Source organism: Streptomyces sp. NBC_00287, assembly GCF_036173105.1.
GTDB lineage: Bacteria > Actinomycetota > Actinomycetes > Streptomycetales > Streptomycetaceae > Streptomyces.
The window spans coordinates 2,403,408-2,426,224 of the sequence record NZ_CP108053.1 but is presented as its reverse complement, the minus strand read 5'-3'; the positions used below and the strand labels follow the sequence as shown (position 1 = coordinate 2,426,224).

Genomic DNA, 22,817 nt, shown 5'->3' with positions numbered 1-22,817 from the left:
CGTACGTTGGCCGTATGACGCCGACCGTCGCCGACCTCATCATCACCGGATGCACCGTCCTCGTGCACGACGATCAAGAGCGGATCGGGTTCCGGGAGGACGCCGCGATCGTCGTACGGGACGGCGCGGTCGAGGCCGTCAAGGGTGCCGCCGAGGTGGTGGACCGGCCTGCCGTGGAGCGCCTCGACGCCCGTGGCCAGGTCGCCCTGCCCGGGCTCGTCAACTGCCATACGCATGCGCCGATGGTCGCGCTGCGCGGGGTCGCCGAGGATCTGCCCACCGAGGAGTGGTTCAACGACGTCGTCTGGCCCATCGAGTCCAACCTCACGGAGAAGGATGTGGAGTTGGGGGCGCGGCTCGCCTGCGCCGAGATGATCCGCGCGGGGGTCACCTGCTTCGCCGATCACTACTTCTCCATGGAGGCGGTCGCCGCTGTCGTCGACGAGTGCGGGATGCGGGCTCATCTCGGCGAGGCCTTCTTCTCCTCCCAGGGTCCCCAAGGCCGGGAGCGGTCACTGGAGTTCGCGCTCAGCCGCCGCGGCGGCCGTATCACCACCGCCCTCGCACCCCACGCCCCCTACACGGTCACCGACGCCGACCTCACCGTCACCGCCGAACTCGCCCGCGAGCACGGCCTCCCCGTCCACCTCCACGCCTCCGAGAACCGCGACCAGACCGAGGCGAGCCTCGCCCGGCACGGCGTCACGCCCATTGGCGTCCTCCAGCGCACCGGGATCCTCGACACCGACGTCCTCATCGCCCATGGCACCGGGATCCTCGACCGCGATCTGCCGGTGCTGCAGAACGCCTCCGGTCGTACGGCCGTCGCCACCGCCCCCCGCGGCTACCTCAAGTTCGGCTGGCCCACCACCACACCGGTGCGCGCCCTGCGCGAGATCGGCATCCCCGTCGGACTCGCCACGGACGGCGCCGCCTCCAACAACTCCCTGGACGTCTGGGAGTCGATGGCCCTCACCGCGCTCATCCAGAAGTCGACGACGGGCGATCCCCGCTGGCTGACGTCCCGTCAAGCCCTGCACCACGCAACACTCCAAAGTGCGGGGGCCGTAGGGCTCGGTGACCGCATCGGCAGTATCGCCCCCGGACGACGGGCCGACATCATCCTCGTCGACCTCACAGGCCCGCACACCCAACCCGTCCACGACCTCGCCGCGACCCTCGTCCACAGCGCCCGCTCCTCCGACGTACGCACCACGATCGTCGACGGCCGCATCCTGATGCGCAATCGCGAGCTGCTCACCCTCGATATCGCCGCCGTGGTAGGGGAGTTGACGGAACGCCTGCCCGGCCTCCTCGACCGGAGTCACGGCAAGCGGATCCAGGATTACGACACATAGGCTGATCTCCATGACCGACCTCGCCGACGGCCTCATCGAGCAGCCCTACGACGTATACCGGCGCCTGCGCGAAAGCGCGCCGGCGCACCGGATCGCGGGGACCGACGGGAACCCCGCCTGGATCGTCACCCGGTACGAGGACGTCCGCGCGGCGCTCGCCGATCCTCGTCTGTCGCTGGACAAGAGGCATGCGGCGCCTGGGAATTACCGGGGTTTCGCGCTGCCGCCGGCCCTCGACGCCAACCTCCTCAACATGGACCCGCCGGACCACACCCGCATCCGCCGACTGGTCGTCCGAGCCTTCACCGCACGCCGAGTCGAGCAACTCCGGGCACCCATCAGGCAGACGGCCGACCGGCTCCTGGACGCCCTGGGTGAGCACGGCACCACCGACCTCATCGCCTCCTACGCCGCCCCGCTCCCCATCACCGTCATCTGCGACCTCCTCGGCGTCCCGGACGGACAGCGGCGTGACTTCAGGACCTGGACCGACACTCTCGTCGCCCCGGACCCGGCCCGCCCGCACGCCGCGAAGGAAGCGGTGGCGGCGATGCTCGCCTTCTTCACCGGGCTCCTCGCGGACAAGCGCAAACAGCCCGCCGACGATCTGCTCTCCGACCTGATCGCGGTGCGCGACGAGGGCGACCGGCTCACCGAGGACGAGCTGATGTCGCTCGCCTTCCTCATCCTCTTCGCCGGCTACGAGAACACCGTGCAGCTCATCGGCAACGCGGTACTCGGACTCCTGCGCCACCCCGAGCAGCTCGCCGCACTCCGCGAGGACCCCTCCCGCATCCCCTCCGCCGTCGAGGAGTTCGTCCGTTACGAAGGTCCCGCCCTGCTCGCCATCCGGCGGTTCGCGACGGAGGACGTCACCCTCGGGGGCGTCACCGTCCCCGCCGGTGAGACCGTGCTGCTCTCCCTGGCCGCCGCCAACCGCGACCCCGCCCGCTTCCCGGACCCCGACCGCCTCGACCTCGGCCGCGACGCCTCCGGCCATCTCGCCCTGGGACACGGCATCCACTACTGCCTCGGCGCCCCGCTGGCCCGCGCCGAGACCGAGATCGCCCTGGCCGCGCTCCTCGAACGGTTCCCTCGACTCGCGCTCGCCGAGACCGACGTACGGTGGCGTCCCTCCCTGCGTGCCCGGGGGCTCGTTGCCCTTGAGGTGACGTACGGAAAAAATCTTGTGACGCAGCGATAAAAATCTTGTGACCCAGCGATGAGTTCCGCCCCTCCCGTCGGTCACCACCCAGAACGGACCGTCGCACAGGAGGGGCCCCATGTCGCTTCCGGAGATCGTCTCGCGTGCCGAATGGCGCGCGGCGCGTGAGGAGTTACTGCGCAGGGAGAAGGCGGCCACGCGCGCGCGTGACGCGCTCAACGCCGAGCGGCGCCGGCTGCCCATGGTCGAGATCGACACGGAGTACGTCTTCGAGGGCGGCGACGGCAAGGCCACCCTGCTCGACCTCTTCGAGGGACGGCACCAACTCGTCGTCTACCACTTCATGTTCGCGCCCGAGTGGGAGGCCGGCTGCCGCAGCTGCTCGGCCTTCCTGGACCAGGTCGGCCATCTCGCCCATCTGCGGGCCCGCGACACCTCGTTCGTGGCCGTCTCCAGGGCGCCGTACACCAGGATCCTGCCGTTCAAGGCACGGATGGGCTGGACGGTGCCCTGGTTCTCGTCGTACGGCAATGACTTCAACCGCGACTTCGAGGTGACCCGGGAGCACGAGGGGGAACTCGTCGAGCGGCCCGGCGTGAGCTGCTTCCTCAGGGACCGCGACCGGGTGTTCCACACCTACTCGACATACGAGCGCGGACTCGACGGCCTCGGTTCGACCAGCAGCTTTCTGGATCTGACCGCGCTGGGCCGACAGGAGGAGTGGGAGGAGCCGAAGGGACGCGCGTCGGAGCTGGGGGCGCCCGCGGGCAGTGAACGCGTCCGGTGTCACGACGAGTACGAGGACTGAAGCGGAACGTAACAGCAGGTGAGATGCGGCTCACATTTTGCCGTGGACAAGTGTCAACTATGTCTCAGTCCCGTCACTTAGAGAGGCGTTCACCCGCCCGTTGGCGTTTAACTCTTCGAGTACAGCGCTAGATGGAGGTGCAGGGTGAACAGGCGAACGGTGCTCGAGCGCTTTCCTGCCGGCGGTCCGCGAGGTTCGTGGCCGGCGGAGGAGTTCGCGCAGGCGCGGCGTCGGGAGGGCCTGGACGCCGAGGTAGTGATGGATCTGGCGACGGACACCTTTCTGGTGATCGTGCGCAGTGACGTGGTCGTCGACGCGGCCGCATGAGGTGCTGAGGTCCTGAGGTCAGCCCGCCTTCGGGGCGGGCACCCGCAGCGTGAACTGCTCCGCCTGGAGCGCGTACAGCTCCGCGTAGAGACCGCCGTCGGCCAGCAGCTCGTCGGGTGTGCCGGACTCCACCAGCCGGCCCTGGTCGAGGACATGCACCAGATCGGCATGGCGTACGGACGCCAGCCGGTGGGTGATCAGCACGACCGTCTGCCCGGCCGAGGCCAGGGCGCGGATCTTGTCGAAGACCTCCAGCTCGGCCCGGGCGTCCAGGGCAGCCGTCGGCTCGTCCACGATCAGAATCCGGCCGCGCCGATAGGCGGCCCGGGCGATCCCCAGCCGCTGCCACTGCCCGCCGGACAGCTCATGTCCGCCGTTGAACTGCCGGGCCAGCAGCGTGTCCAGACCGCGCGGCAGATCGGCCACCACCTCCTCGGCCCCGGCCGCGGCCACCGCGTCCGCAAGACGCTCCTCGGTCAGCGGCGCCGCCGACCGTCCTACGGCGACATTGACCCGCGCGGTGAACGGCCACCGCTTGAAGTCCTGGGCCACCATCGCGATGCGCTCGGCGAGTTGGTGCCGGTCGGCTCCGGCCGCGTCGACGTCGTCCCACAGGATCCGGCCCCGGTCCGGGGTGTACAGGCCCGCGAGCAGCTTCACCAGGGTGGTCTTGCCCGAGCCGTTCTCGCCGACCAGCGCCACGATCCGGCCCAGCGGCAGGGTGAGCGTGACATCGTCCAGGGCCGGGCGGGTGGACTCACCCGGGTAGTTGAAGGTGACGTTCTCGAACCGGATCTCCCGCGGGTCCTCCGGCAGCGGCTCACCGCCGACCGGGATCGCCCGCTCGGCCGCCTCGACGTACAGCCGTTGCAGATCGCCCACGAACAGGGCCTCCTCGTGCAACTGGTTGATCTCCAGCACCAGACTGTCCAGGCTGGCCGAGCCGGTCCGGATGGCGATCACCGCGGTGCCCGCCACGGACAGCGCCATCGCGCCGGCCAGCAGCAGCCAGCCGAGCGTCGCGTACGTCGCCACCGTGGCGAGGCCCGTGAAGGCCGCCGCGATCAGTCCGGTACGGGCCGCGAGCCGGGCCAGCCGCGCCTGTTCCGCCTCCGCGGTCTCCGACATGGCCCGGAAGTGGCGCAGCAGGAACGGGCCGACGCCGTGCACCCGGATCTCCGGGGCGGCGGCCGGTTCGGTGAGCAGCCCGCTGATCAGCTGGCCGGCGCGGGCGTGCTGCACCCAGGTGTGGAACGACTCGTAGCGGCGCCGGGCGTTCGTCAGGGCGCTCCAGGCGCTGGGCAGCGTCATCGTGGCCAGCAGCGGGAGCAGGGCGGGGTGCAGCACGGTCAGTACACCGGCGGCCGCGATCAGCGAGATCATCGCGTTCACCACACGGGCGCTGTAGGAGATCATGCGCCGGGCCGAGGAGGCGCCGTACTGCGCGGTGTCCAGCAGCTTGTGAAAGGCGTGGTCCTCGATCGCGGCCAGCTCCACGGCGGCGGCCCGCTCCAGATAGAGCTCGGTGGCTACGCGCTCCACCTTCGGCTCCAGCCGCCCGGTGGCATACGTCGACGCGGCCCGCAGCAGTGCGCCGATCAGCATCACGGCGGCCATGGTCACCAGCGCCGGTACGGCATCCCGCAGCCGGTCCTCGATCGCCCCGTCGCCGATCAGCCGCCCCAGCACGCTGTTCACGGCGAGCAGGCCGACGGCCTGTGACAACCCCCGGCCGACCTCGGCCGCGAGCACGGTCCGCGCGGCGCCCCGATCGGCCTGCCAGGCAAGCCGGAAACTGGAGGCCAACAGCCCCGGCAGCCGCGTCACCATGGACCGGAAGTTCAACTCCAGGAACGCGTCACGGTGCTGACTCCAGCCCATGTCGTACCGCAGGGGCCCACCGAAGAGCAGTCGCTCGGACTCGGACACCTCACCCACGTAGCCTCCCCCGATCGCCGAGGGTCACTATGGCGGCCGGGAAGGCTCCGGGCCAGGGCGCAAACATGGGGTACAGGGGCGCCCCCAAAGGGGCGCGAGGCCCCACCGGCCCGCAGATGATCTACGGCGCAGCCCGCGGAGCGCTACGCACTGACCTGCCGAGACCAGGGCGGCGTAGCCCCCGTAAGCCGACACAACGCCAAATACAACGGAATCGGCGGCGTATAAGGCACCGCCCCCTCCGGCCGATGAATCAGCCGAACCTCTTCCGGCACCACCGCACCCGTCGCATACCGACAAGGCTCGGGCCACTCCAGCGCGTAATCGGAGTCAGCCGGAACGATCCACCACCAGTACGCGTCATCGGCGTACACACACCCCACCTGAGGCAACCGAGGCAGAATCAGCGCCCCAAGACGAGCAGGTACAGCCACCGCATCAAACCCCAGCGGCGCAGTCATACCCTCCGGCACCGCCAACTTCGACGGCTCAACCCGCGGAGCGAACCCGCGGCGAATTCGGACCAGTGTGTCCAGGCTCAATATCTGACCGCCGGCGGACGTAACGCTCACGCAGGGCCCCCGTCTTCGTCGTCGCCGTCGGAGCCCCCGGCCGGGCCACCGGGCTTCGGCCGTGCCCCCCAGCCCAGGTCGTTGCGCGGCCCGGTGTCCTCGCGAGGCGTGTCCGCCTTGCGCGGCAGTTCCGCCCAGACCAGCAGTCCGGGCCCGTGCTCATGGGCGCCCCAGGAGTGACAGAGGGCGTCGACCAGGAGCAATCCCCTCCCATGCTCCTCGTCGGCGCGCTGCGCGGCGGGGTGGGGCTCACCCGGTGCGCACCCTTGGTCGCGCACGGCTATGCGCACCAGGTCGTCGCCGTCGTGCAGCTCGCAGACGATGTGCCTGCTCGCCGTGTGCACGATGGCGTTGGTGACGAGTTCGGAGACCACCAGGGCCGCCGTGTCGCAGGTGTCCTCGCAGACCGACCAGCCGGTCAGTCGGGCCCTCGTCAGCCGTCTGGCCTGTGCGGGGGAACCCGGATGTGCGGCCAGCTCGAAGCGGAACCGGCGCTCGGCGGGACCCCGCTGAGGGCCTACCGCCGTGGCGGCACCGAGGCCGAGCAGGCCTGCGGCGGCGTCTGTTCCTAAGGGCGCGGACGGAATCACGCTTGCCACTATCGCCCCGCCGTGAACACTTGGCAAGTGTCACTCTGAAAATTGCAGAGTGCTGTGTGACGCGGTGGATGGCCGTGGCACACTGCTCGCAACAGCATGTCGAGCGGCGCCAATTGGGATCGCCGGAGGTCTGCCCAGGTCTTCGAATAGGTCTTCGAATGGCGCCGTAGGGCTGTCAGGATTCATCGGTGGAGGTGGGAGGGTGAGCGAGCCGCGGTCCGCGCCGACGGTCGGCCAGGTCGTCCTCGGCCGGCGCCTGCTGGACCTGCGGGAACGCGCCGGGCTCAAGCGCGAGGAGGCCGCCCGCGTCCTGCGTGTCGCCCCCGCCACCGTCCGCCGGATGGAGATGGCCGAGGTCGCCCTCAAGATCCCGTATCTCCAACTGCTGTTGAAGGCATACGGGGTCGGTGACGAGGAGTCCGCGGCCTTTGTGCAACTGGCCGAGGACGCCAACAAGCCCGGCTGGTGGCAGCGGTTCCACGACATCCTGCCGGGCTGGTTCTCGATGTACGTCAGCCTGGAGGGGGCCGCGAGCCTCATCCGGTCCTACGAACCCCACTTCGTGCCCGGCCTGATGCAGACCGAGGACTACGCGCGCGGAGTGCTCAGATCGGGCGCCATCGGCCAGACCAAGCCCGACGACATCGAGCGCCATGTGGCGCTGCGCATGCAACGCCAGGACCTGCTCACCCGGCCCGACGCCCCCCGTATGTGGGTCGTCATGGAGGAGACCGCGCTGCACCGCCATGTCGGCGGCCCGGAGGTGATGCGTGCCCAGATCGACCGGCTGCTCGAGCTCACGAAGCTGCCCAATGTGACGTTGCAGGTCGCCCCGTTCGAGAGCGGACCGCATCCCGGCACGTACGGGCCCTTCGTGCTGTTCCGATTTGCCATGTCAGAACTGCCGGACATGGTCTACAGCGAGTACCTGACCGGCGCCGTCTATCTCGACGCGCGCCCCGAGGTGGCGACCCACCTGGAGGTCATGGACCGCATGGCGGCGCAGGCCGCTACGGCACATCGCACGAAGGAGATCCTCCGGGATCTCCGCAAGGAGTTGTGAATGGATCGCATCAAGCCGCGCATACACGTCTACAACGGCATGCCCGCGCGGGAGTTGGGCAGCGAGGGCTGGCACAAGCCGTGGAGCGGCGGCAATGGCGGCAACTGCCTGGAGGCGATGAAGCTTGCCGACGGAAGGATCGCCGTCCGTCAGTCGACCGACCCGGACGGGCCGGCGCTGATCTACACCACCGACGAGATGACGGCCTTCATCGAAGGCGCCAAGGCGGGGGAGGCGGACTTCCTGCTCTCCTGATGCACTTTTCAATGACCTTGCTACGACACTGAGTTGATGAACGACCGCTGGTGGGGGCCTACTTGAGCAGGTCTCAGAACCAGGACATGATCCGGCGCGGGGCGTCCACCACACGGCTGACGACGACCACCGGAATCGGCGGCTGCTCGGCCTTGCTGGGGCTGAGGTTCAGCCCGTAGTAGATCTGCTCGATCGACGGCGGCCCGACCGCGAGGTTGCGCCGCACCGCCTGGGCGGACGACTCCTCACCGGTCTGTACGAGATAGGCCGCGGCCATCGTGCCCGTACGGCCGACTCCCGCACCGCAGTGCACGAACACCGGACCGGACGCGTTCTTGACCACGTCCATCAGCTGCTGGACCTGGTGCGGCGTCGGCGTCTGGCCGTCCCGGATGGGCAGCCGTACGTATTCGAGACCGGCCTTGCCGGCTTCGGTGAGCTGCTTCGCGCTCAGATCCTCGGCGCGCAGGTCGACGACGGTGGCGAAGCCCATGGTGGCCAGCTCGCGGTATCCGGTGGGGGAGGGGGCGGCGCCCCGCCACAGCTTGCCGTCGGTGCTGACGGGCTGGAAGTTGTGGACTCCCTGGACGGTGCGGGTACCGGCGGGCGCCGGGGTCTCTGCCTTGGCCCAGAAGGAAAGACCGAGAATGCCTCCCGCGCCGACGGCCCACAGAACGAGGTAACCGATGACGATGCCAGCGAGGGCTCGCATGGCGCGCTGTGGCAGCGGGCGCTTGCGGAGGGCAGGGCGGGGCAGAGTTGCGGTGAGAACAGCCATGGGCGACCCGGGGGGCTAGGGGACGGTGGGCGCTTAGGCAGCGTACCCCGGGTTAGTGATCGTCTACGGTTTACGTCCGTTTTGTGCGCTATCTCTCATTTGTCATGACCGCTGGTCGCAGTGGTCGTAGCCGTCTCAATCCCTGTCCGGTTCCGCGTCCCCGATGCCCACGACGGTGAGGTTGGCGCGCTCCAGCGTCGCGTCCTCCAGGCAGCCGCGCAGCCGCATCCGGTCGTGATCGGTGAGCGCCGGCCGCACCACCCCGGCGTACAGACCGTCCCCCAGATCCCCCAGTGACGCGTGGCGCAGCGGCACGGACGTGGAGTCCCGGCAGCGCTCCCAGACCTGCTGCGCCGCCAGCGACCTGCGTGACTCGGTCAGGTCCGGGCCCCGCAGATCGACCTGGACGAGGACCGAGGTCGCCTCGCTCGCGTCCGCCCGCTCCTCCCGGGTTTGGGTGAGGTCGGCGAGCGCCACGATCATCGCCGCGAGCAGCGCGGCGCCCACCACGCCGGCGACCAGGGTCCGTGCGGTACGGCCCCGGTCGGGCGGGGCGCCGATCGACGGCAGGTCCTCCAGATCGCCGGGCGCCGCCGGATCGGGCGCGGTGAGCACGGCCAGCCGCCCGGCGAGGTGCCGCTCGGCGGGTTTCGCCGTGGCCGACGCGATCCGCTGGACGACCCAGGCGATCCCGGACAGGGCCACCCCGGCGACCATGAGCACCGGCACGAAGACATACGTCCGCTCGGCCGGCTCGTCCAGCCAGCGGAACCGGCCGTCGCCGCTGTGCTCCGGCTCGGGCGCCGAGCGCAGCCGGGCGAGGGCGTCGTCCTGCCGTGCGGCCAGCTCGCGCTGTCTGCGGTCGGAGTCGCGCAGCCGCTCCTCGATCCGCGCCAGGCGTCCCAGCAGCACCAGACCGAACAGCATCACCTCGATCACCAGCAGCAACACCCCGCAGATCATGGCCCGCTGCCACTGCCACCGGTACAGATAGATCACGAGGTAGGTGCCCGCCCCGGCGGCGGCGATCCCTCCGAAGACATACGCGATCTTCCTCATGGCTCGTCCCCCAGCTGTACGTCACCCGCCGTCCCGTCGACGGTGAGGCGGGCCCCGACCGGGAACCGGCGCACCGCGTCCGCCGCGCCGACGACCGCGGGCAGGTGGAACTCCCTTGCCAGCACGGCCAGATGGGAGAGCGGGCTGCCGGTCTGGGCGACCAGTCCGGTCAGCGCCGGCAGCAGCGGGGCGAGGGCCGGGTCCAGGGTGCGTACGACGAGCACGGCGTCCGGCGGCCGCGGACCCATACCGTCCCAGGCCGTACCGACCGCCCGCCCACCGGAGACTCCGCGCATCCCGTCGCCCCGGCCGCGGGTCCGCTCGGCGACGACGACTCCGCCGTCCGCCAGGCGGAAGGCGTCGGGGAGCGGGGGTGTGGCGGTGGGCGGTACGCGCCGGTGGAGGTCGGCGGGGAGTCCCTCGCCGTGCAGCACCGTGACGAGCTCCGGCCAGCGCAGGAGAGCGACGCGCTCGGGGTCGACCCCGGCCCGCCTGGCCACGTCCCGGACCAGCCGGATCTGGAGCTCCTGCACCCAGCGGATGCGGAGGCGGAGGGCCTCTCGGGGCGGGAGGGAGGCGGGGGAGGCTTGGGCGGGGTGGGGTGGGGTGCTGCGGCCCGTCGGAAGTCGATCCGCTTCCGTGCCGGCGCTACGGCCGACCGGGAGTCCGTTCGCCTCCGCGCCCGTGCCGTCCTGGCCCGGTATCGCAGTCGGCGATGGCTTCGGCAGGCGCACCCGTCCCCGCAAGCTGGGTGCCGTCAGGGCAAGCACCACCGGATCCGTCGCGATGACCTGGTCGTCCGGGACGCCACGCGCGCGTGCCGCCGCCAGCGCGGCCAACGCCGTCCCCGCTGCCGTGCGTCCCGTCGGCTCCTCGCGCAGCAGCGCGCCCGCCAGGGCTTCCTGGGCGTGCAGCGACATCAGTGCCCGGCGCGTCCAGCGCAGTTCGTCGGCCAGGGCGGTCGCCGAGAGGCCGCTCGGCGCCGGCACCTCGGCCAGCCTGCGGTCGATGTCCGCGACGAGGTCCGTGGCCAGGCCGGGCAGCGCGGCGCCGAGGCGCCCCACCCGCCAGGCCGCCGCGAGCCTGCGCGCCCCAGGCGCCGGGTTGAGCAGCGCCAGCCACCGATGCTTCGGCGGCACGGCGCCGAGCAGCCGCAGATCACCGGCGGCGCGCCCACCGACCGTCGTGACCACGGGCGCCGTGCGCAGCAGCTGGCGCGGCGCGGTGCCGCCGATGTCCAGCGCGGCGGCGAGACCGCGGGCCATCGGTGCCACCCACAGGTCCTCCTCGAGCGGCTGGAGCTGGTCCGGAAGCGTCTCGGCGACCGGCCCCGGCCCCAGCAGCCGGGCCCCGCGGGTCGGCCGTACCGCCATCGCCGTGATCGGGCGGCTCTGGAACAGCCACAGCCGTCCCTCCGCGTCGAACCCGAACTCGATGTCCTGCGGACCGCCGAACACCCGCCGGGCCCGCCGCGCGAGCCGGGCAAGACGGAACAGCTCGCCCCGGGTGAGCAGCGCGTCCGTCTCCGCGGGCTCGGTGCGCAGCACCCGCCCGCGTCCGCTCAGCCAGTAGTTGGTCCCCGCCTGCGCGCCGCTGACCAGACTGTCCGGACCGCCGCGCACGGCGCTCACCAGCATCCGGTCCGCCCGCCCCTCGACGGGGTCGGCACCGAATATCACGCCGCCGACCCGGGCGGTGAGCATCGGCTGGACGAGGACCGCCATCGGCGCGCTGGACCCGTCCGGCATACGCGCCGAGTCGAGCACTGTCCGTACGGCGGTACGGAAGTCCCGCCAGCCGCGTACATCGAGCACCGAGGCGAACTGGCCGGCGAGCGAGGACTCCTCCGTGTCCTCCTGCGGCGACGAGGACCGCACGACCAGCGGGCGACCGCCGCCGTCGGACAGGGTTTCCCACGCGCGGCGCAGGGAACCCGGATCGCCCTCTGCCCTGTACGGGATCACAAAGCCGGGGAGTACCGGCAGCCCGGCGCCGGCCGCGCGGGCGAGATTCGCGGCCTTGGACCCGGCGCGGGCCGGAACGGCGGCAAGGGGCTGCTCCAGCGGGACGGTGGCCGGGCCGTACGTCTCCACCAGACCGAGGGCCACCTCGCCCCGGGGCTCGTCCCCGTCGCGCGCACCCTCTCCGTGACGTTCATCGAGCGTCGTCATCGAACACCCTCCAGGACCGACCGCCAACAGGGGGGACGCGCGGGGTGGACCCTGCGCCTGACGGCGGAACGAAGGATGGGACGAACCACCGCCGAACCGTGTGGACACGACAGCGGTACGCCTCCTGTTCCGATGATCCCACTGCTGTTCCGATCCATGTAGCCCGGAAGCCACTTTTCGGACACTCCGGAGAAGATTTACGGATCCGGAAAAGTTGCACAGAGGGCGTCGAGGGCCGCCGCGTAGGCGTGCTCGGAGGGGGTCGCATAGCCGACGACCAGGCCGTCATGGGCGGGTACGGCCGCCTGCGCGGCCTCCGGATGCCGGAACGCGGCGAGCCCGTCGAGGGCAACGCCGAGCCGCCCCGCCCGCTCGACGGTGGCCGCCTCGGTCCCCGGCGGCAGCCGCAGCACCGCGTGCAGCCCGGCCGCCACCCCGGTGACCTCGATGTGCGGCGCCCGCTCGGCGAGCGCCGCGACCAGCCGGTCCCGGCGACCGCGGTACCGCTGCCGCATACGCCGCACATGCCGGTCGTACGACCCACGCGCGATGAAGTCGGCGAGGCAGAGCTGGTCGAGCACGCTCGCCCAGGCCTCCCGCTCGCCCTTGGCTGCGAGCACGCCCCCGACGTACTCCTCGGGCAGGACCATCCAGCCCAGCCGGACCGCCGGGGACAGGCTCTTGCTGACCGAGCCGATGAAGATCACCCGCTCCGGGTCGAGACCCTGCACCGCCCCGACCGGCTTGCGGTCGTAACGGAACTCCCCGTCGTAGTCGTCCTCCACGATCACCGCCCCACGCGCGCGTGCCCAGTCGATCACCGCGGCGCGACGGCCGGCGTGCAGCGGGCCACCGGTCGGGAACTGGTGCGCGGGCGTGAGCAGCACGCCCCGCTCGCGAGTGAGCCGGTCGACCCGGGCGCCGTGCTCGTCGAGGGGCAGCGGCACGGTCCGCACGCCGGCGCCGGTGAGCAGCTCCCGGTGGAAGGGCAGCCCGTACGCCTCCACGGCCAGCGGTCCGCGCAGCACGTGCCCCTCGAAGAGCAGCCGCAGCGCGTGGGCGAAACCGGAGCAGATCACGATCCGGTCCGGTGTGCAGCGGACGCCACGCGCGCGTGCGAGGTACTCCGCCAGCGCCTCCCGAAGCTCCACCCGCCCCGCTGGATCGCCGGGCCCGAACACCTCGTTGGGCGCCTGGTGCAGGGCTCGCCGGTAGGAAGCGAGCCAGTCCGCGCGCGGGAAGCCCGACACGTCCGGGGTGCCCTGCCGCAGGTCGTGGCGCGGGCCATGCGCGCGTGGAGGGGCCGTTCCGGGCGGGTTCCCGGCGTGTCGCAGCGGCTCGGCGCGGTCGGCGACTCGGGTGCCCGAGCCCTGGCGGGCGGTGAGCCAACCCTCGGCGACGAGCTCCGCGTAAGCGTCGGCCACCGTGTTCCGGGCGACGCCCAGGTCGGCGGCGAGCGAGCGGTACGGCGGCAGCCGGGTGCCGGGGGCGAGTCGGCCGCCGCGTACGGCGTCGCGCAGCGCACGGATGAGGGCGGCCCGTCTGCCGCCAGGTCCCGACAGCTCCAGATGCAGATCGGCGCCGATCCGCTCCGCGGAATTGACCCATGTTTCGGACACAAAAATGCACCCTACAGGGGGTCTTTCCAGGCCGTAAGTTATGAGGCATGACGACGAACACGCTGGTCAACGCCGAGACGCCCCGGATGAACTTCGCCAAGACCGCCCCGAAGGTCTTCCGTGCCCTCATCGGCTTCGACGCCGCCGCCCGCGAGGGCCTGGACCCCACGCTGGTCGAACTGGTCCAGATCCGCGCCTCGCTCCTCAACAACTGCGCGTACTGCCTGCACATGCACACCAACGACGCCCGCAAGGCGGGCGAGACCGAGGACCGGCTGCACATGGTGGCGGTCTGGCGGGAGGCCCGCCACTTCTTCACCGAGCGCGAGCAGGCGGCGCTGGCCCTGACGGAGGCGGTCACGCTGATCTCCGACGGCGGCGTCCCGGACGCCGTCTACGCCGAGGCCGCGGCCCACTTCGACGAGGAGGAGCTGGCCAAGGTGCTGGCCCTGATCTTCACGATCAACACGTGGAACCGCGTGGCACTGTCGACGGGGAAGGTGGCGGGGACGGACGAGCGGTAGGGCTGCCTATGGGGTTCAGACAGCCATCGGCCGGTCGTACGGCGATATCGGCGCCGGCAGCCGTGAGCTGCCGGTCAGACGGCGGTCGACCGCCGCGGCCACCGCCCGCCCCTCCGCGATCGCCCACACGATCAGCGACTGTCCCCGGGCGGCGTCCCCCGCGGCGAACACGCCCGGGACGTTCGTGGCGAAGCCGGCGTCCCGCGCGATCGTCCCTCGCGGCTCCAGCGTCAGCCCCAGCTGCCCGATCAGCCCGTCCTCCTGGTCGGGCCCGGAGAAGCCGAGCGCGAGCAGCACGAGATCGGCCGGAATGGCCCGCCCGGTCCCCGGCAGCGGCCGACGGTTCGAGTCGACCTCGACCAGGTGCAGCGACCGTACATGCCCTTGCGCGTCCCCCGTGAAGCGGAGCGTCGACGCCGCGAACAGCCGTGCGTCCGCGTCCGCAGCGGGGGCCGTCCGCAGCTCCCGGGCCTCCTCGTGCGCCGCCGAGAGCCGGTAGATCTTGGGGTACGTCGGCCAGGGCTCGGCGTCCTCGTCGCGCTCGGCGCCGGGCTGGGCGTAGATGTCGAGCTGGGTCACGGACGCGGCGCCCTCCCGCACCGCCGTGCCCAGACAGTCGGCGCCGGTGTCCCCGCCGCCGACGATGGCGACGTGCTTCCCGGCGGCGGACATCGGGGATGTCTCGATATCGCCCTCGCACACCCGGTTGGCCAGCGGCAGATACTCCATGGCCTGCTGGATCCCGGCCAGCTCCCGCCCCGGCACGTCCAGTTCACGCCACGCGGTCGCCCCGGTGGCGATCACCACGGCGTCGTAGCGCGACCGCAGCTCCTCCGCCCCGAGGTCTCGCCCGACCGCCGTGGACGTACGGAACTTGGTCCCCTCGGCCCGCATCTGCTCGATACGCCGCTCCAGTTGGACCTTCTCCATCTTGAACTCGGGGATGCCGTACCGCATCAGCCCGCCGATCCGGTCGTCCTTCTCGTACACGGCGACCGTGTGCCCGGCCCGGGTCAGCTGTTGGGCCGCCGCGAGCCCCGTGGGCCCCGAGCCGATCACCGCGACCGTACGCCCCGACAGCCGGTCCGGTGGCTTGGGCGGCGCGAACCCCAGCTCCCAGGCCCGGTCGGCGATGGCGCACTCGACGTTCTTGATGGTGACCGCGGGCTGGTTGATGGCGAGCACGCACCCCGCCTCGCACGGCGCCGGGCACAACCGCCCGGTGAACTCGGGGAAGTTGTTGGTGGCGTGCAGCCGGTCGGCGGCGGCCCGCCAGTCCTCCCGGGACACCAGGTCGTTCCACTCGGGGATCAGATTGCCGAGCGGACAGGCCTCATGGCAGAACGGGATGCCGCAGTCCATGCACCGGTCGGCCTGCTTGCTGACGATGGGCAGCAGCGCCCCGGGGACGTACACCTCGTCCCAGTCCCGGACCCGCTCCTCGACGGGCCGGCGGGGCCATTCCTGGCGGGGCGTGGTCATGAATCCCTTGGGATCGGCCATGTCCGTCTCCCTCGCGTGCGGAGCGGGGCCGTACATCATCGGGCGGCACTCTTCCGGCCACGATACGTCTCATCCTCCCCTTGCGCTTTCGCTCACGTGAGGGCCAGCACATAGGAGATCGCGGCAGCGGCCGAGGCGACCATCCGGACGTGGTTCCAGGCCGTCCACTCGCGCACATACGTCGTCCAGTACGCGGCCGCCTCGCGGGTGCCCGCCTCCATCTTCATCAGAGCGTCGTTGCGCGGCACATTGGCGACCATGGTCACCCCGAACGAACCGAACAGATACAGCGCGCTGCCCAGCAGCAGCTCCACGGTCCCCTCGTCCGGCCACAGCACGAAGGTCACCACGGCGAGCACGGCGCACAGCACCGCCGAGCCGATGAACACGAGCATGAAGGCGGGGGTCAGCGCGGCCACGTTGATCGCCTGCATCGCCGCGACGCCCTGCGCGGGCGGCAGCGCGGCGAGCCCCTTCATCACGAAGGTGGAGAACGCGCAGAACACCCCGGCCACCAGACCGGTCCCCAGCACACCCAGCACGGTCAGTACGAAGTACGGCCCATCGATCATGACGACGTCAACTCCCAAGTCCCGCCGAGATCTTCCCCGGCACCACCCGTCACCACAAGTGAAATCCCCTGCGTGGCGGTATCCCATGGCCGAGCGCCGCGGAGGCATAAGCGAGAGTCCAGGGTGCTCCCGGTGGGTGTGGCGCGGTCACCCCGCCTTCGCTTCCGGCTCCCGCCACTGCCTCAGCACCGTCTCCACCGCCGCCGCGATCCTCCGCCGGGCCTCGTGCCGCGGCACCCCGCTCATCAGCAACTGGTCGTACGGCGTGTCCATATGCCGTACCGACGCCACGACCGCCGAGATCACCGCCCCCTCGGACAGCGCCCGCCCCGCCGCGCTCCGGCCCACCCGTCCGCTGCCCCGCACCGAGGCATGCGCGGCTGTCGCGGCCGCCCGGTCCGCCGGGCACCCCGGAAACAGCCGCCGTATCTCCGCCGCGAACGCCTCCGTGAACCGCGCGTCCTCGGCCGCCCTGCGCCGCGCGTCCCGCAGCCGCCTGCGCCGCCTCGCCTCGGCGTCCGCGAGGCACCGCTGCTCGGCCCGGGCCAGCCCCGCCTCCTCCACGAGGACGCCCTGCCGCTCGTAGCGCCCCTTGCGCCGGTTGAACCGCACCACCACCGCCGACAGCGCGCTCTCCTCCCGGGCCCGGCGGGTCAGCGCGGTGTCCCCGCGCGGGAGGAAGACCAGATGCCCGAGGTCCGCGCAGTCGAGACACCGGGGCGCCCCGTCCTCCAGCACAAGCAGCGACAGCGGCCCGCCCCGGCACTCCGCGCAGTGCCGCCGTCCGATCGGCTGGATGACGAGAAGTCCGCCGCGGTGCGGGGGAGTTGCCAGGTGCTCCATACGCAGTTCATTCCCCCCGACGTGCACGGACATCACCCCTCATGTCCACCCCGACGCGTACCAGCACCACCCCTCTGTCCACCCCTGACGCATCATGGCCCTGTGCGACTCGAAGCGATCACCTGGGAACGGCTCGGCGATCTCCTCGCGGAGCGGCTGCTCGACCTGAAGCCCGCCGACGGGAGCCCCTGGCCGCGCATCGCCTTCGACGGCGCCCCCGCGGCCCGCCCGGGGGACCTCGCGGAACGCGTCGCCGAAGCCCTGCGCACCCGTGGCCGCCCCTCACTGGTCGTCGGCGCCGAGGGCTTCCTGCGCCCCGCCTCCCTCCGCCTGGAATACGGCCGCCGGGACGTGGAGGCGTACTACGACGGCTGGCTGGACACCGGCGCCCTGTGGCGTGAGGTCTTCGGCCCCCTCGAACCCGGCGGCGACGGCCGTGTCCTGCCCGACCTGTGGGATCCCGTCACCGACCGCGCCACCCGTAGTCCGTACGTCCAACTCCCGCCGGGTGGCGCACTGTTGATGCACGGCCCGCTGCTGCTGCGGCACTGGTTCCCCTTCGACCTGACCGTCCACGTCCTCCTCTCCCCGGGCGCCCTGCGCCGCCGTACCCCCGAACCCGACCACTGGACCCTCCCCGCCTTCGCCCGCTACGAGGACGAGACCGACCCGGCCGCCACCGCCGACGTCCTGGTCCGCGCCGACGACCCCCGCCATCCGGCCTGGAGCGGCTGACCGGCAGACCCGGGGTGTCAGGACGAGGACATACGGCTCCCGCGCGAGCTCTCGCACAAGTACCTCGGCATCGATCCACCGGCCGAGAAGGGCGACGAGGTCCGGGTCATCGTCCGGATCGTCCCGCGCAAGGTCGTGCGCTTCTCGGCCTGAGCCGCCACCGCCCGTCTCTGAGGTGCGGTCGCTGTCCGGCGCGGCGAGAATGTAGGGCGCCGGGACTAGCGGTGCGTCCTGCGCCGCGCCGGCCGTCCGGCCCCGGGAGGTACCCCATGACCACTGCCGGAGACATCATGCACCGCGGAGCCCAGTGGATCCCGGCGCACGAGACCCTGGACCGCGCCGCCCAGATGATGCGCGACCTCGGCGTCGGAGCCCTGCCCATCAGCGACTCCAACGAACGCCTCTGCGGCATCCTCACCGACCGCGACATCGTCGTCGGTTGTGTGGCCATGGGACACGACCCGGCCAAGGTCACCGCCGGCGAGATGGCCCAGGGCACCCCGCGCTGGATCGAGGCGGACGCCGACGTCGGCGATGTGCTCCGGGAGATGCAGGAGCACCAGATCCGCCGGCTCCCCGTCATCGAGAACAAGCGCCTCGTCGGCATGATCAGCGAGGCCGACCTCGCCCAGCATCTGACGGAGGACCAGATCGGCACCTGGGCCGAGAGCGTCTACGCCAGGACCCGGGCGCACTGACCGCACCGGCCGCCCCGCTCGCCCGCCTCTCGCCCCGCGCCGCCGGGGCGAGGGCGTGTCCTCACAGCCAGCCGTTGCGCCTGAAGCCGCGGTACAGCGTCAGACACGCCACGGCTATCACGCCTATGACCAGCGGGTAGCCGAACCTCCAGTGCAGCTCCGGCATGTGCTCGAAGTTCATGCCGTAGACCCCGCAGACCATCGTCGGTACGGCGACCAGCGCGGCCCAGGCCGTGATCTTCCGCATGTCCTCGTTCTGGGCGACCGTGACCTGCGCGAGGTGTGCCTGGAGGATCGAATTGAGCAGCTCGTCGAAGGAGGCGATCTGTTCCTTGACCCGCAGCAGGTGGTCGGTGACGTCGCGGAAGTACGCCTGTATCTCCGGGTCGACCACCCGTATCGGCCGGGTGGTGAGCTCCTCCAGCGGCCGAGTGAGCGGTGCCACCGCCCGCTTCAGCTCCAGCAGTTCACGCTTGAGCTGGTAGATCCGGCCGGGGTCGACCCGGGCGCCGGCCTCCGCGAACACATCCGTCTCCACCTGGTCGATGTCCGCCTGCACCGAGTCGGCCACGCTCAGATATTCGTCGACCACATGGTCCGCGATGGCGTGCAGCACCGCCGCCGGGCCCTTGGCGAGCTGCTCGGGCTCGGACTCCAGCTCCTCACGCAGCGGACCCAGCGAGCCGTGCCGTCCGTGCCGCACGGTGATCACGAAGTCATGGCCGGTGAAGACCATGATCTCGCCGGTGTTCACGACCTCGCTCGTCGCCGTGAGCTCCTCGTGCTCGACGTAGCAGACCGTCTTGAACACCGCGAACAGCGTCTCGTCGTAACGCTCCAGCTTCGGACGCTGATGGGCCTCGATCGCGTCCTCGACGGCCAGCGGATGCAGTTCGAAGAGCTCGGCGATGCCCGCGAACTCCTGGTCCGTAGGTTCGTGCAGACCGAGCCAGACGAAACCGTCGCCGTGCTTGCGCACCCGTTCCACGATGTCGACCAGATCGCCGCTCGCGGGGACCCGCAGGCCCTCGCGATAGCTCACGCAGTTCACCACGGAGGAGCCCAGCGGGGAGCGCGCCGGGTGGCTCAGGTCGACGCGGGGGCGCCGCCGGGCCAGCCGCGCCACCTTGCGCAGGCCGCCGACCTTGCCGAGGCTCGTGACCTTCCGCAGATTTCCTGCCATGGACATCTGGATCTCCTTGCGTGCCTTGCGTGGATCTCCTCGCGCCGTTCTCCCGCGCTGGTCGCGCCAGTCTGCCAGTTCGGCGTGAGAGCCGGGTAAGCCTGTGGGAGCAGCGCATTCCGCTTGGTTCCCGGCTGTGGACAAAGCCGGTTCGGCCGGGTCGGCGCCGCTGTCGGCGGAGTCCGTTCGGCCATGCCGCGAACGGGGCCCGGGTGCGCGTCGACCACTCCGGACAAGACGGATAACTGGGATGATCGCGGCATGATGCGATCCGACGGGTATCTCCTGGACAACCGGCAGAGCGAAGCGGGCGAACGCTTCGACGCTTTCGCCGCTCTCTTCGATCCCACCACCTTCCGGCACTTCGAGGCCTTCGGCATCGGGTCCGGCTGGCGCTGCTGGGAAGTCGGCGCCGGCGGCACCTCGGTGGTGTCGTGGCTGGCCAAGAAGGTCGGACCGACCGGACGGGTGGTGGCAACGGACATCGACACCTCGCGGGTCGCCGCGGCCGCCCGGCCGCCCGTCGAGGTGCGCGTCCACGACGTGGGAACCGAGGAGCCGCCCGGGGAGGGCTTCGATCTGGTGCATGCCCGGCTCGTCCTCGTTCATGTCCCGGACCGGGAAAGGGCGTTGCGGTCGATGGTCGCCGCGCTGCGGCCCGGCGGTCGGCTGCTGGTCGAGGACGCCGATCCCGCCCTGCAGCCCCTGGTCTGCCCGGACGAGTACGGCCCCGACCAGCAGTTGGCGAACCGGCTGCGGCAGGGCTTCCGGAAGCTGCTCGCCGACCGGGGTGCCGACCTCTCCTACGGGCGCAGGATCCCGCGTCTGCTGCGGGAGGCGGGGCTGCAGCGGGTGTACGCCGACGGCTACTTCCCGGTGGCCTCGCCCGCCTGCGCCGCCCTGGAGTCGGCCACGATTCGCCAGATCCGCGACCAGCTCGTCTCGGCGGGCCTCGCCACCGATCAGGACATCGACCGCCACCTGGCCAACGTCTCCTCAGGAGGCATGGACCTGGCCACGGCCCCGATGATCTCCGCGTGGGGGCGCAAGGCGTAAGCGTGGAGGGGAAGTTGACGGCGGTCTCGGTGCGGGTCGTACCTGGCCCGTACCGCCAGTCCGTCCCCCGCCCGTACCGTCTTGTCCGCCCCCGGCCCGCATTGTCAGTCCGCCCCCGGCGGCCGACCGCCCACTCGCTCCACCGCAAGTGCCCCTGCCCGGCACCCCTCCCGGGCCGCCTCCTCCGGCTCGGCGCCCCGGAGCAGGGCGGCAAGGAACGCGCCGGTGAAGGCGTCGCCCGCCCCCGTAGTGTCCGTCGGGGTCGCCGGCGCCGCCGGCACCCGGGCGCACACCGTGCCGCTCCGCGCCACCAGCGCACCGGCCGCACCCCGCTTGACGACCACCAGCGGGACATGGCGGCTCAACTTGGCCGCCGCGTCCGCCGCGTCGGGCAACCCCGTCAGCAGACAGGCCTCGTCACGGCTGGGCAGCAGAACGTCGACGCCTTGGACGAGCGCCAGGAAACGGTCCACCCCCAGGTCCGTCAGGAATCCGGCCGAGGCCGGGTCCAGACTCACCGGCATGCCACGCGCGCGTGCCGACGCGAGGGCCGCCGCCACCAGCGCGCGGCTCGGCTCGGAGAACAGCAGGTAGCCCGACAGATGCAGCCGGGCGACCCCGTCGAGCAGCGCATCCGACCAGTCGCCGGCATCCAGCCGCAGCGAGGCGCCACTGTCGGTCAGAAACGTCCGCTCGGCCGCAGCACCCGTGTCCACCAGGCAGATCACCGTGCCGGTCGGCGCCCGCGGATCGACGACGAGACACGGCCGTACCCCGCAGGCGGCCAGCTCCCGCTCGTGCCAGGCCGCCGCCTCCGCGCCCACCCGTCCGAGCAGCCGTACCTCCGCGTCCGAGTGGTACGCCGCCCAGCAGGCCACATTGGCGCCCGCGCCGCCCGGCACCGTACGGATCACGGCGGCCGTGTCCGTGCCCGAGGCGAGCGGTCCCCGGTGCCGGGCGATCACGTCCGTGACGACATCGCCGACGACCAGCAGGGCACCGCCTCGCGCCGTCGTCACGCCCGGGCCCAGGCCGCCGCGATCCGCGCCGCCAGCCGTACGTTGCCGCGCACCGCCGCCAGATTGGCACTGAGCGAGGCACCGTCCGTGTGCCGCACCAGGTAGTCGAGCAGGAACGGGGTGACCGCCTGACCGGAGACGCCCTCCTCCTCGCACGCGTGCAGCGCGTCGGCAAGCACACGCGCGTGCAGCGCGGGATCGAGCTGCTCGGACTCCGGTACGGGATTGGCGACGATCAGCGCCGACTCGGGTCCGTCAAGACCGTCCTGAGCCCGCATCACCTCCGCCACCTCCTCGGGCGAGCGGAGCGTCCAGTCCACCGGATGGCCCGAGTCCGACAGATAGAAGCCGGGGAAGCGGTCCGTGCCGTACCCGGCGACCGCGACACCCAGTGTCTCCAGCCGCTGGAGCGTTGCCGGCACGTCCAGGATCGACTTCACGCCCGCGCAGACCACCGTGATCCGGGTGCGCGCCAGCAGACCCAGATCGGCCGACTCGTCCTGCGTCACCGTCCACTCCCGGTGCACCCCGCCGAGCCCGCCCGTCGCGAACACCCGTACGCCCGCCAGAGCCGCCAGCAGGGCCGTCGCCGACACCGTGGTCGCCCCGCTCGCGCCGGCCGCCACCGCGAGCGGCAGATCACGGTGGCCCAGCTTGCGGATCCCGTCCTCGTTGGCGACCCGCTCCAACTGCTCCTTGTCCAGGCCGACATGGGGCCGTCCGTCCAGCACAGCGATCGTCGCGGGAACGGCGCCCTCCCGTCGTACGACGTCCTCCAGCTCCAGGGCCACCTGGAGGTTGCGCGGGCGCGGCAGCCCGTGCGCGATGATCGTGGACTCCAGGGCCACCACGGGTCGACGCGCGTCGATCGCGTCCCGCACCTCTTCCGACACCACCAGCACCACGCGCCTGCCTCCTGTCCGTCGGTCCTGACTCATCCCTGGCGAGCCCGGTGCCCGGTCAAACCACTTG

The 22,817-nt window shown here is 71.6% G+C and carries 23 protein-coding genes; 10 read left to right on the top strand and 13 right to left on the bottom strand.

Annotated elements, in window-relative coordinates:
• The first annotated feature begins 14 nt into the window (after positions 1–14).
• From OHT76_RS11080 to OHT76_RS11065, 4 genes are all read left to right on the top strand, one after another.
• Positions 15–1,358: an amidohydrolase gene (locus tag OHT76_RS11080; protein ID WP_328870601.1), complete on the top strand. Its 1,344-nt coding sequence runs from the start codon at positions 15–17 to the stop codon at positions 1,356–1,358.
• Positions 1,359–1,368: 10 nt separating this feature from the next.
• Entirely contained in the window at positions 1,369–2,562 is a 1,194-nt protein-coding gene (locus OHT76_RS11075; RefSeq protein ID WP_328870600.1) for a cytochrome P450 family protein, read from the top strand.
• A 79-nt stretch (positions 2,563–2,641) separates the two neighbouring features.
• Entirely contained in the window at positions 2,642–3,331 is a 690-nt protein-coding gene (locus tag OHT76_RS11070) for a DUF899 domain-containing protein (RefSeq protein ID WP_328870599.1), read from the top strand.
• A 144-nt stretch (positions 3,332–3,475) separates the two neighbouring features.
• Complete coding sequence (locus tag OHT76_RS11065) at positions 3,476–3,658, top strand: hypothetical protein (protein ID WP_328870598.1); 183 nt, start codon at positions 3,476–3,478, stop codon at positions 3,656–3,658.
• 18 nt (positions 3,659–3,676) lie between these two features.
• Here the strand turns inward: OHT76_RS11065 and OHT76_RS11060 are convergent, their stop codons facing one another.
• The 3 genes from OHT76_RS11060 to OHT76_RS11050 form a co-directional block, all read right to left on the bottom strand.
• Positions 3,677–5,539: an ABC transporter ATP-binding protein gene (locus tag OHT76_RS11060; protein WP_328876504.1), complete on the bottom strand. Its 1,863-nt coding sequence runs from the start codon at positions 5,537–5,539 to the stop codon at positions 3,677–3,679.
• A gap of 200 nt (positions 5,540–5,739) precedes the next feature.
• A complete protein-coding gene (locus OHT76_RS11055) occupies positions 5,740–6,168 on the bottom strand; it encodes a hypothetical protein (RefSeq protein ID WP_328870597.1) in 429 nt (142 codons plus the stop codon).
• Positions 6,165–6,767: an ATP-binding protein gene (locus OHT76_RS11050; protein ID WP_328870596.1), complete on the bottom strand. Its 603-nt coding sequence runs from the start codon at positions 6,765–6,767 to the stop codon at positions 6,165–6,167. The genes OHT76_RS11055 and OHT76_RS11050 overlap by 4 nt, the downstream gene beginning before the upstream one ends.
• Positions 6,768–6,969: 202 nt before the next feature.
• On the opposite strand from OHT76_RS11050, the gene OHT76_RS11045 reads away from it, so the two are divergent.
• Positions 6,970–7,830 (top strand): helix-turn-helix domain-containing protein, encoded by an 861-nt coding sequence (locus tag OHT76_RS11045; protein ID WP_328870595.1) that lies wholly within the window; start codon positions 6,970–6,972, stop codon positions 7,828–7,830.
• The gene (locus OHT76_RS11040; RefSeq protein ID WP_328870594.1) at positions 7,831–8,085 is read left to right on the top strand and encodes a DUF397 domain-containing protein; all 255 of its coding nucleotides are present in this window, start codon (positions 7,831–7,833) and stop codon (positions 8,083–8,085) included.
• Positions 8,086–8,158: 73 nt separating this feature from the next.
• Here the strand turns inward: OHT76_RS11040 and OHT76_RS11035 are convergent, their stop codons facing one another.
• The 4 genes from OHT76_RS11035 to pdxR form a co-directional block, all read right to left on the bottom strand.
• Positions 8,159–8,797 carry a protein-tyrosine phosphatase family protein gene (locus tag OHT76_RS11035; RefSeq protein WP_328870593.1) on the bottom strand — a complete coding sequence of 213 codons (639 nt, stop codon included), beginning with the start codon at positions 8,795–8,797 and terminating at the stop codon, positions 8,159–8,161.
• Positions 8,798–8,998: 201 nt separating this feature from the next.
• Positions 8,999–9,922, bottom strand: a complete 924-nt coding sequence (locus OHT76_RS11030; protein ID WP_328870592.1) for a hypothetical protein — start codon at positions 9,920–9,922, stop codon at positions 8,999–9,001.
• Positions 9,919–12,093: a PEP/pyruvate-binding domain-containing protein gene (locus tag OHT76_RS11025; RefSeq protein WP_328870591.1), complete on the bottom strand. Its 2,175-nt coding sequence runs from the start codon at positions 12,091–12,093 to the stop codon at positions 9,919–9,921. Before OHT76_RS11025 ends, OHT76_RS11030 begins: the two co-directional genes overlap by 4 nt.
• Positions 12,094–12,290: 197 nt before the next feature.
• Positions 12,291–13,712 (bottom strand): MocR-like pyridoxine biosynthesis transcription factor PdxR, encoded by a 1,422-nt coding sequence (gene pdxR / locus OHT76_RS11020; RefSeq protein ID WP_328870590.1) that lies wholly within the window; start codon positions 13,710–13,712, stop codon positions 12,291–12,293.
• 47 nt (positions 13,713–13,759) lie between these two features.
• On the opposite strand from pdxR, the gene OHT76_RS11015 reads away from it, so the two are divergent.
• Entirely contained in the window at positions 13,760–14,236 is a 477-nt protein-coding gene (locus OHT76_RS11015; protein ID WP_328870589.1) for a carboxymuconolactone decarboxylase family protein, read from the top strand.
• Between the two features lie 15 nt (positions 14,237–14,251).
• On the opposite strand, the gene OHT76_RS11010 is transcribed toward OHT76_RS11015, so the two are convergent.
• From OHT76_RS11010 to OHT76_RS11000, 3 genes are all read right to left on the bottom strand, one after another.
• Positions 14,252–15,739 carry a glutamate synthase subunit beta gene (locus OHT76_RS11010; RefSeq protein WP_328870588.1) on the bottom strand — a complete coding sequence of 496 codons (1,488 nt, stop codon included), beginning with the start codon at positions 15,737–15,739 and terminating at the stop codon, positions 14,252–14,254.
• Positions 15,740–15,831: 92 nt separating this feature from the next.
• Positions 15,832–16,311, bottom strand: coding sequence for an anthrone oxygenase family protein (locus OHT76_RS11005; RefSeq protein ID WP_328870587.1), 480 nt, complete (start codon positions 16,309–16,311; stop codon positions 15,832–15,834).
• A 147-nt stretch (positions 16,312–16,458) separates the two neighbouring features.
• Positions 16,459–17,154 carry a DUF2293 domain-containing protein gene (locus OHT76_RS11000; RefSeq protein ID WP_328870586.1) on the bottom strand — a complete coding sequence of 232 codons (696 nt, stop codon included), beginning with the start codon at positions 17,152–17,154 and terminating at the stop codon, positions 16,459–16,461.
• Positions 17,155–17,256: 102 nt separating this feature from the next.
• Between OHT76_RS11000 and OHT76_RS10995 the strand changes: the two genes are divergently transcribed.
• Both OHT76_RS10995 and OHT76_RS10990 read left to right on the top strand, forming a co-directional pair.
• On the top strand, positions 17,257–17,889 hold the full coding sequence (locus OHT76_RS10995) for a uridine kinase (protein WP_328870585.1): 633 nt from the start codon (positions 17,257–17,259) through the stop codon (positions 17,887–17,889).
• Positions 17,890–18,158: 269 nt separating this feature from the next.
• Positions 18,159–18,587: a CBS domain-containing protein gene (locus OHT76_RS10990; protein ID WP_328870584.1), complete on the top strand. Its 429-nt coding sequence runs from the start codon at positions 18,159–18,161 to the stop codon at positions 18,585–18,587.
• Between the two features lie 61 nt (positions 18,588–18,648).
• Here the strand turns inward: OHT76_RS10990 and corA are convergent, their stop codons facing one another.
• Positions 18,649–19,776, bottom strand: coding sequence for a magnesium/cobalt transporter CorA (corA, locus tag OHT76_RS10985; protein WP_328870583.1), 1,128 nt, complete (start codon positions 19,774–19,776; stop codon positions 18,649–18,651).
• A 255-nt stretch (positions 19,777–20,031) separates the two neighbouring features.
• Here corA and OHT76_RS10980 point away from each other — a divergent pair, with 255 nt between their 5' ends.
• A complete protein-coding gene (locus OHT76_RS10980) occupies positions 20,032–20,826 on the top strand; it encodes a methyltransferase (RefSeq protein WP_328870582.1) in 795 nt (264 codons plus the stop codon).
• A gap of 104 nt (positions 20,827–20,930) precedes the next feature.
• On the opposite strand, the gene OHT76_RS10975 is transcribed toward OHT76_RS10980, so the two are convergent.
• A complete protein-coding gene (locus OHT76_RS10975; protein WP_328870581.1) occupies positions 20,931–21,845 on the bottom strand; it encodes a carbohydrate kinase family protein in 915 nt (304 codons plus the stop codon).
• Positions 21,842–22,747 carry a pseudouridine-5'-phosphate glycosidase gene (locus OHT76_RS10970; protein ID WP_328876503.1) on the bottom strand — a complete coding sequence of 302 codons (906 nt, stop codon included), beginning with the start codon at positions 22,745–22,747 and terminating at the stop codon, positions 21,842–21,844. Before OHT76_RS10970 ends, OHT76_RS10975 begins: the two co-directional genes overlap by 4 nt.
• Positions 22,748–22,817: the final 70 nt, after the last annotated feature.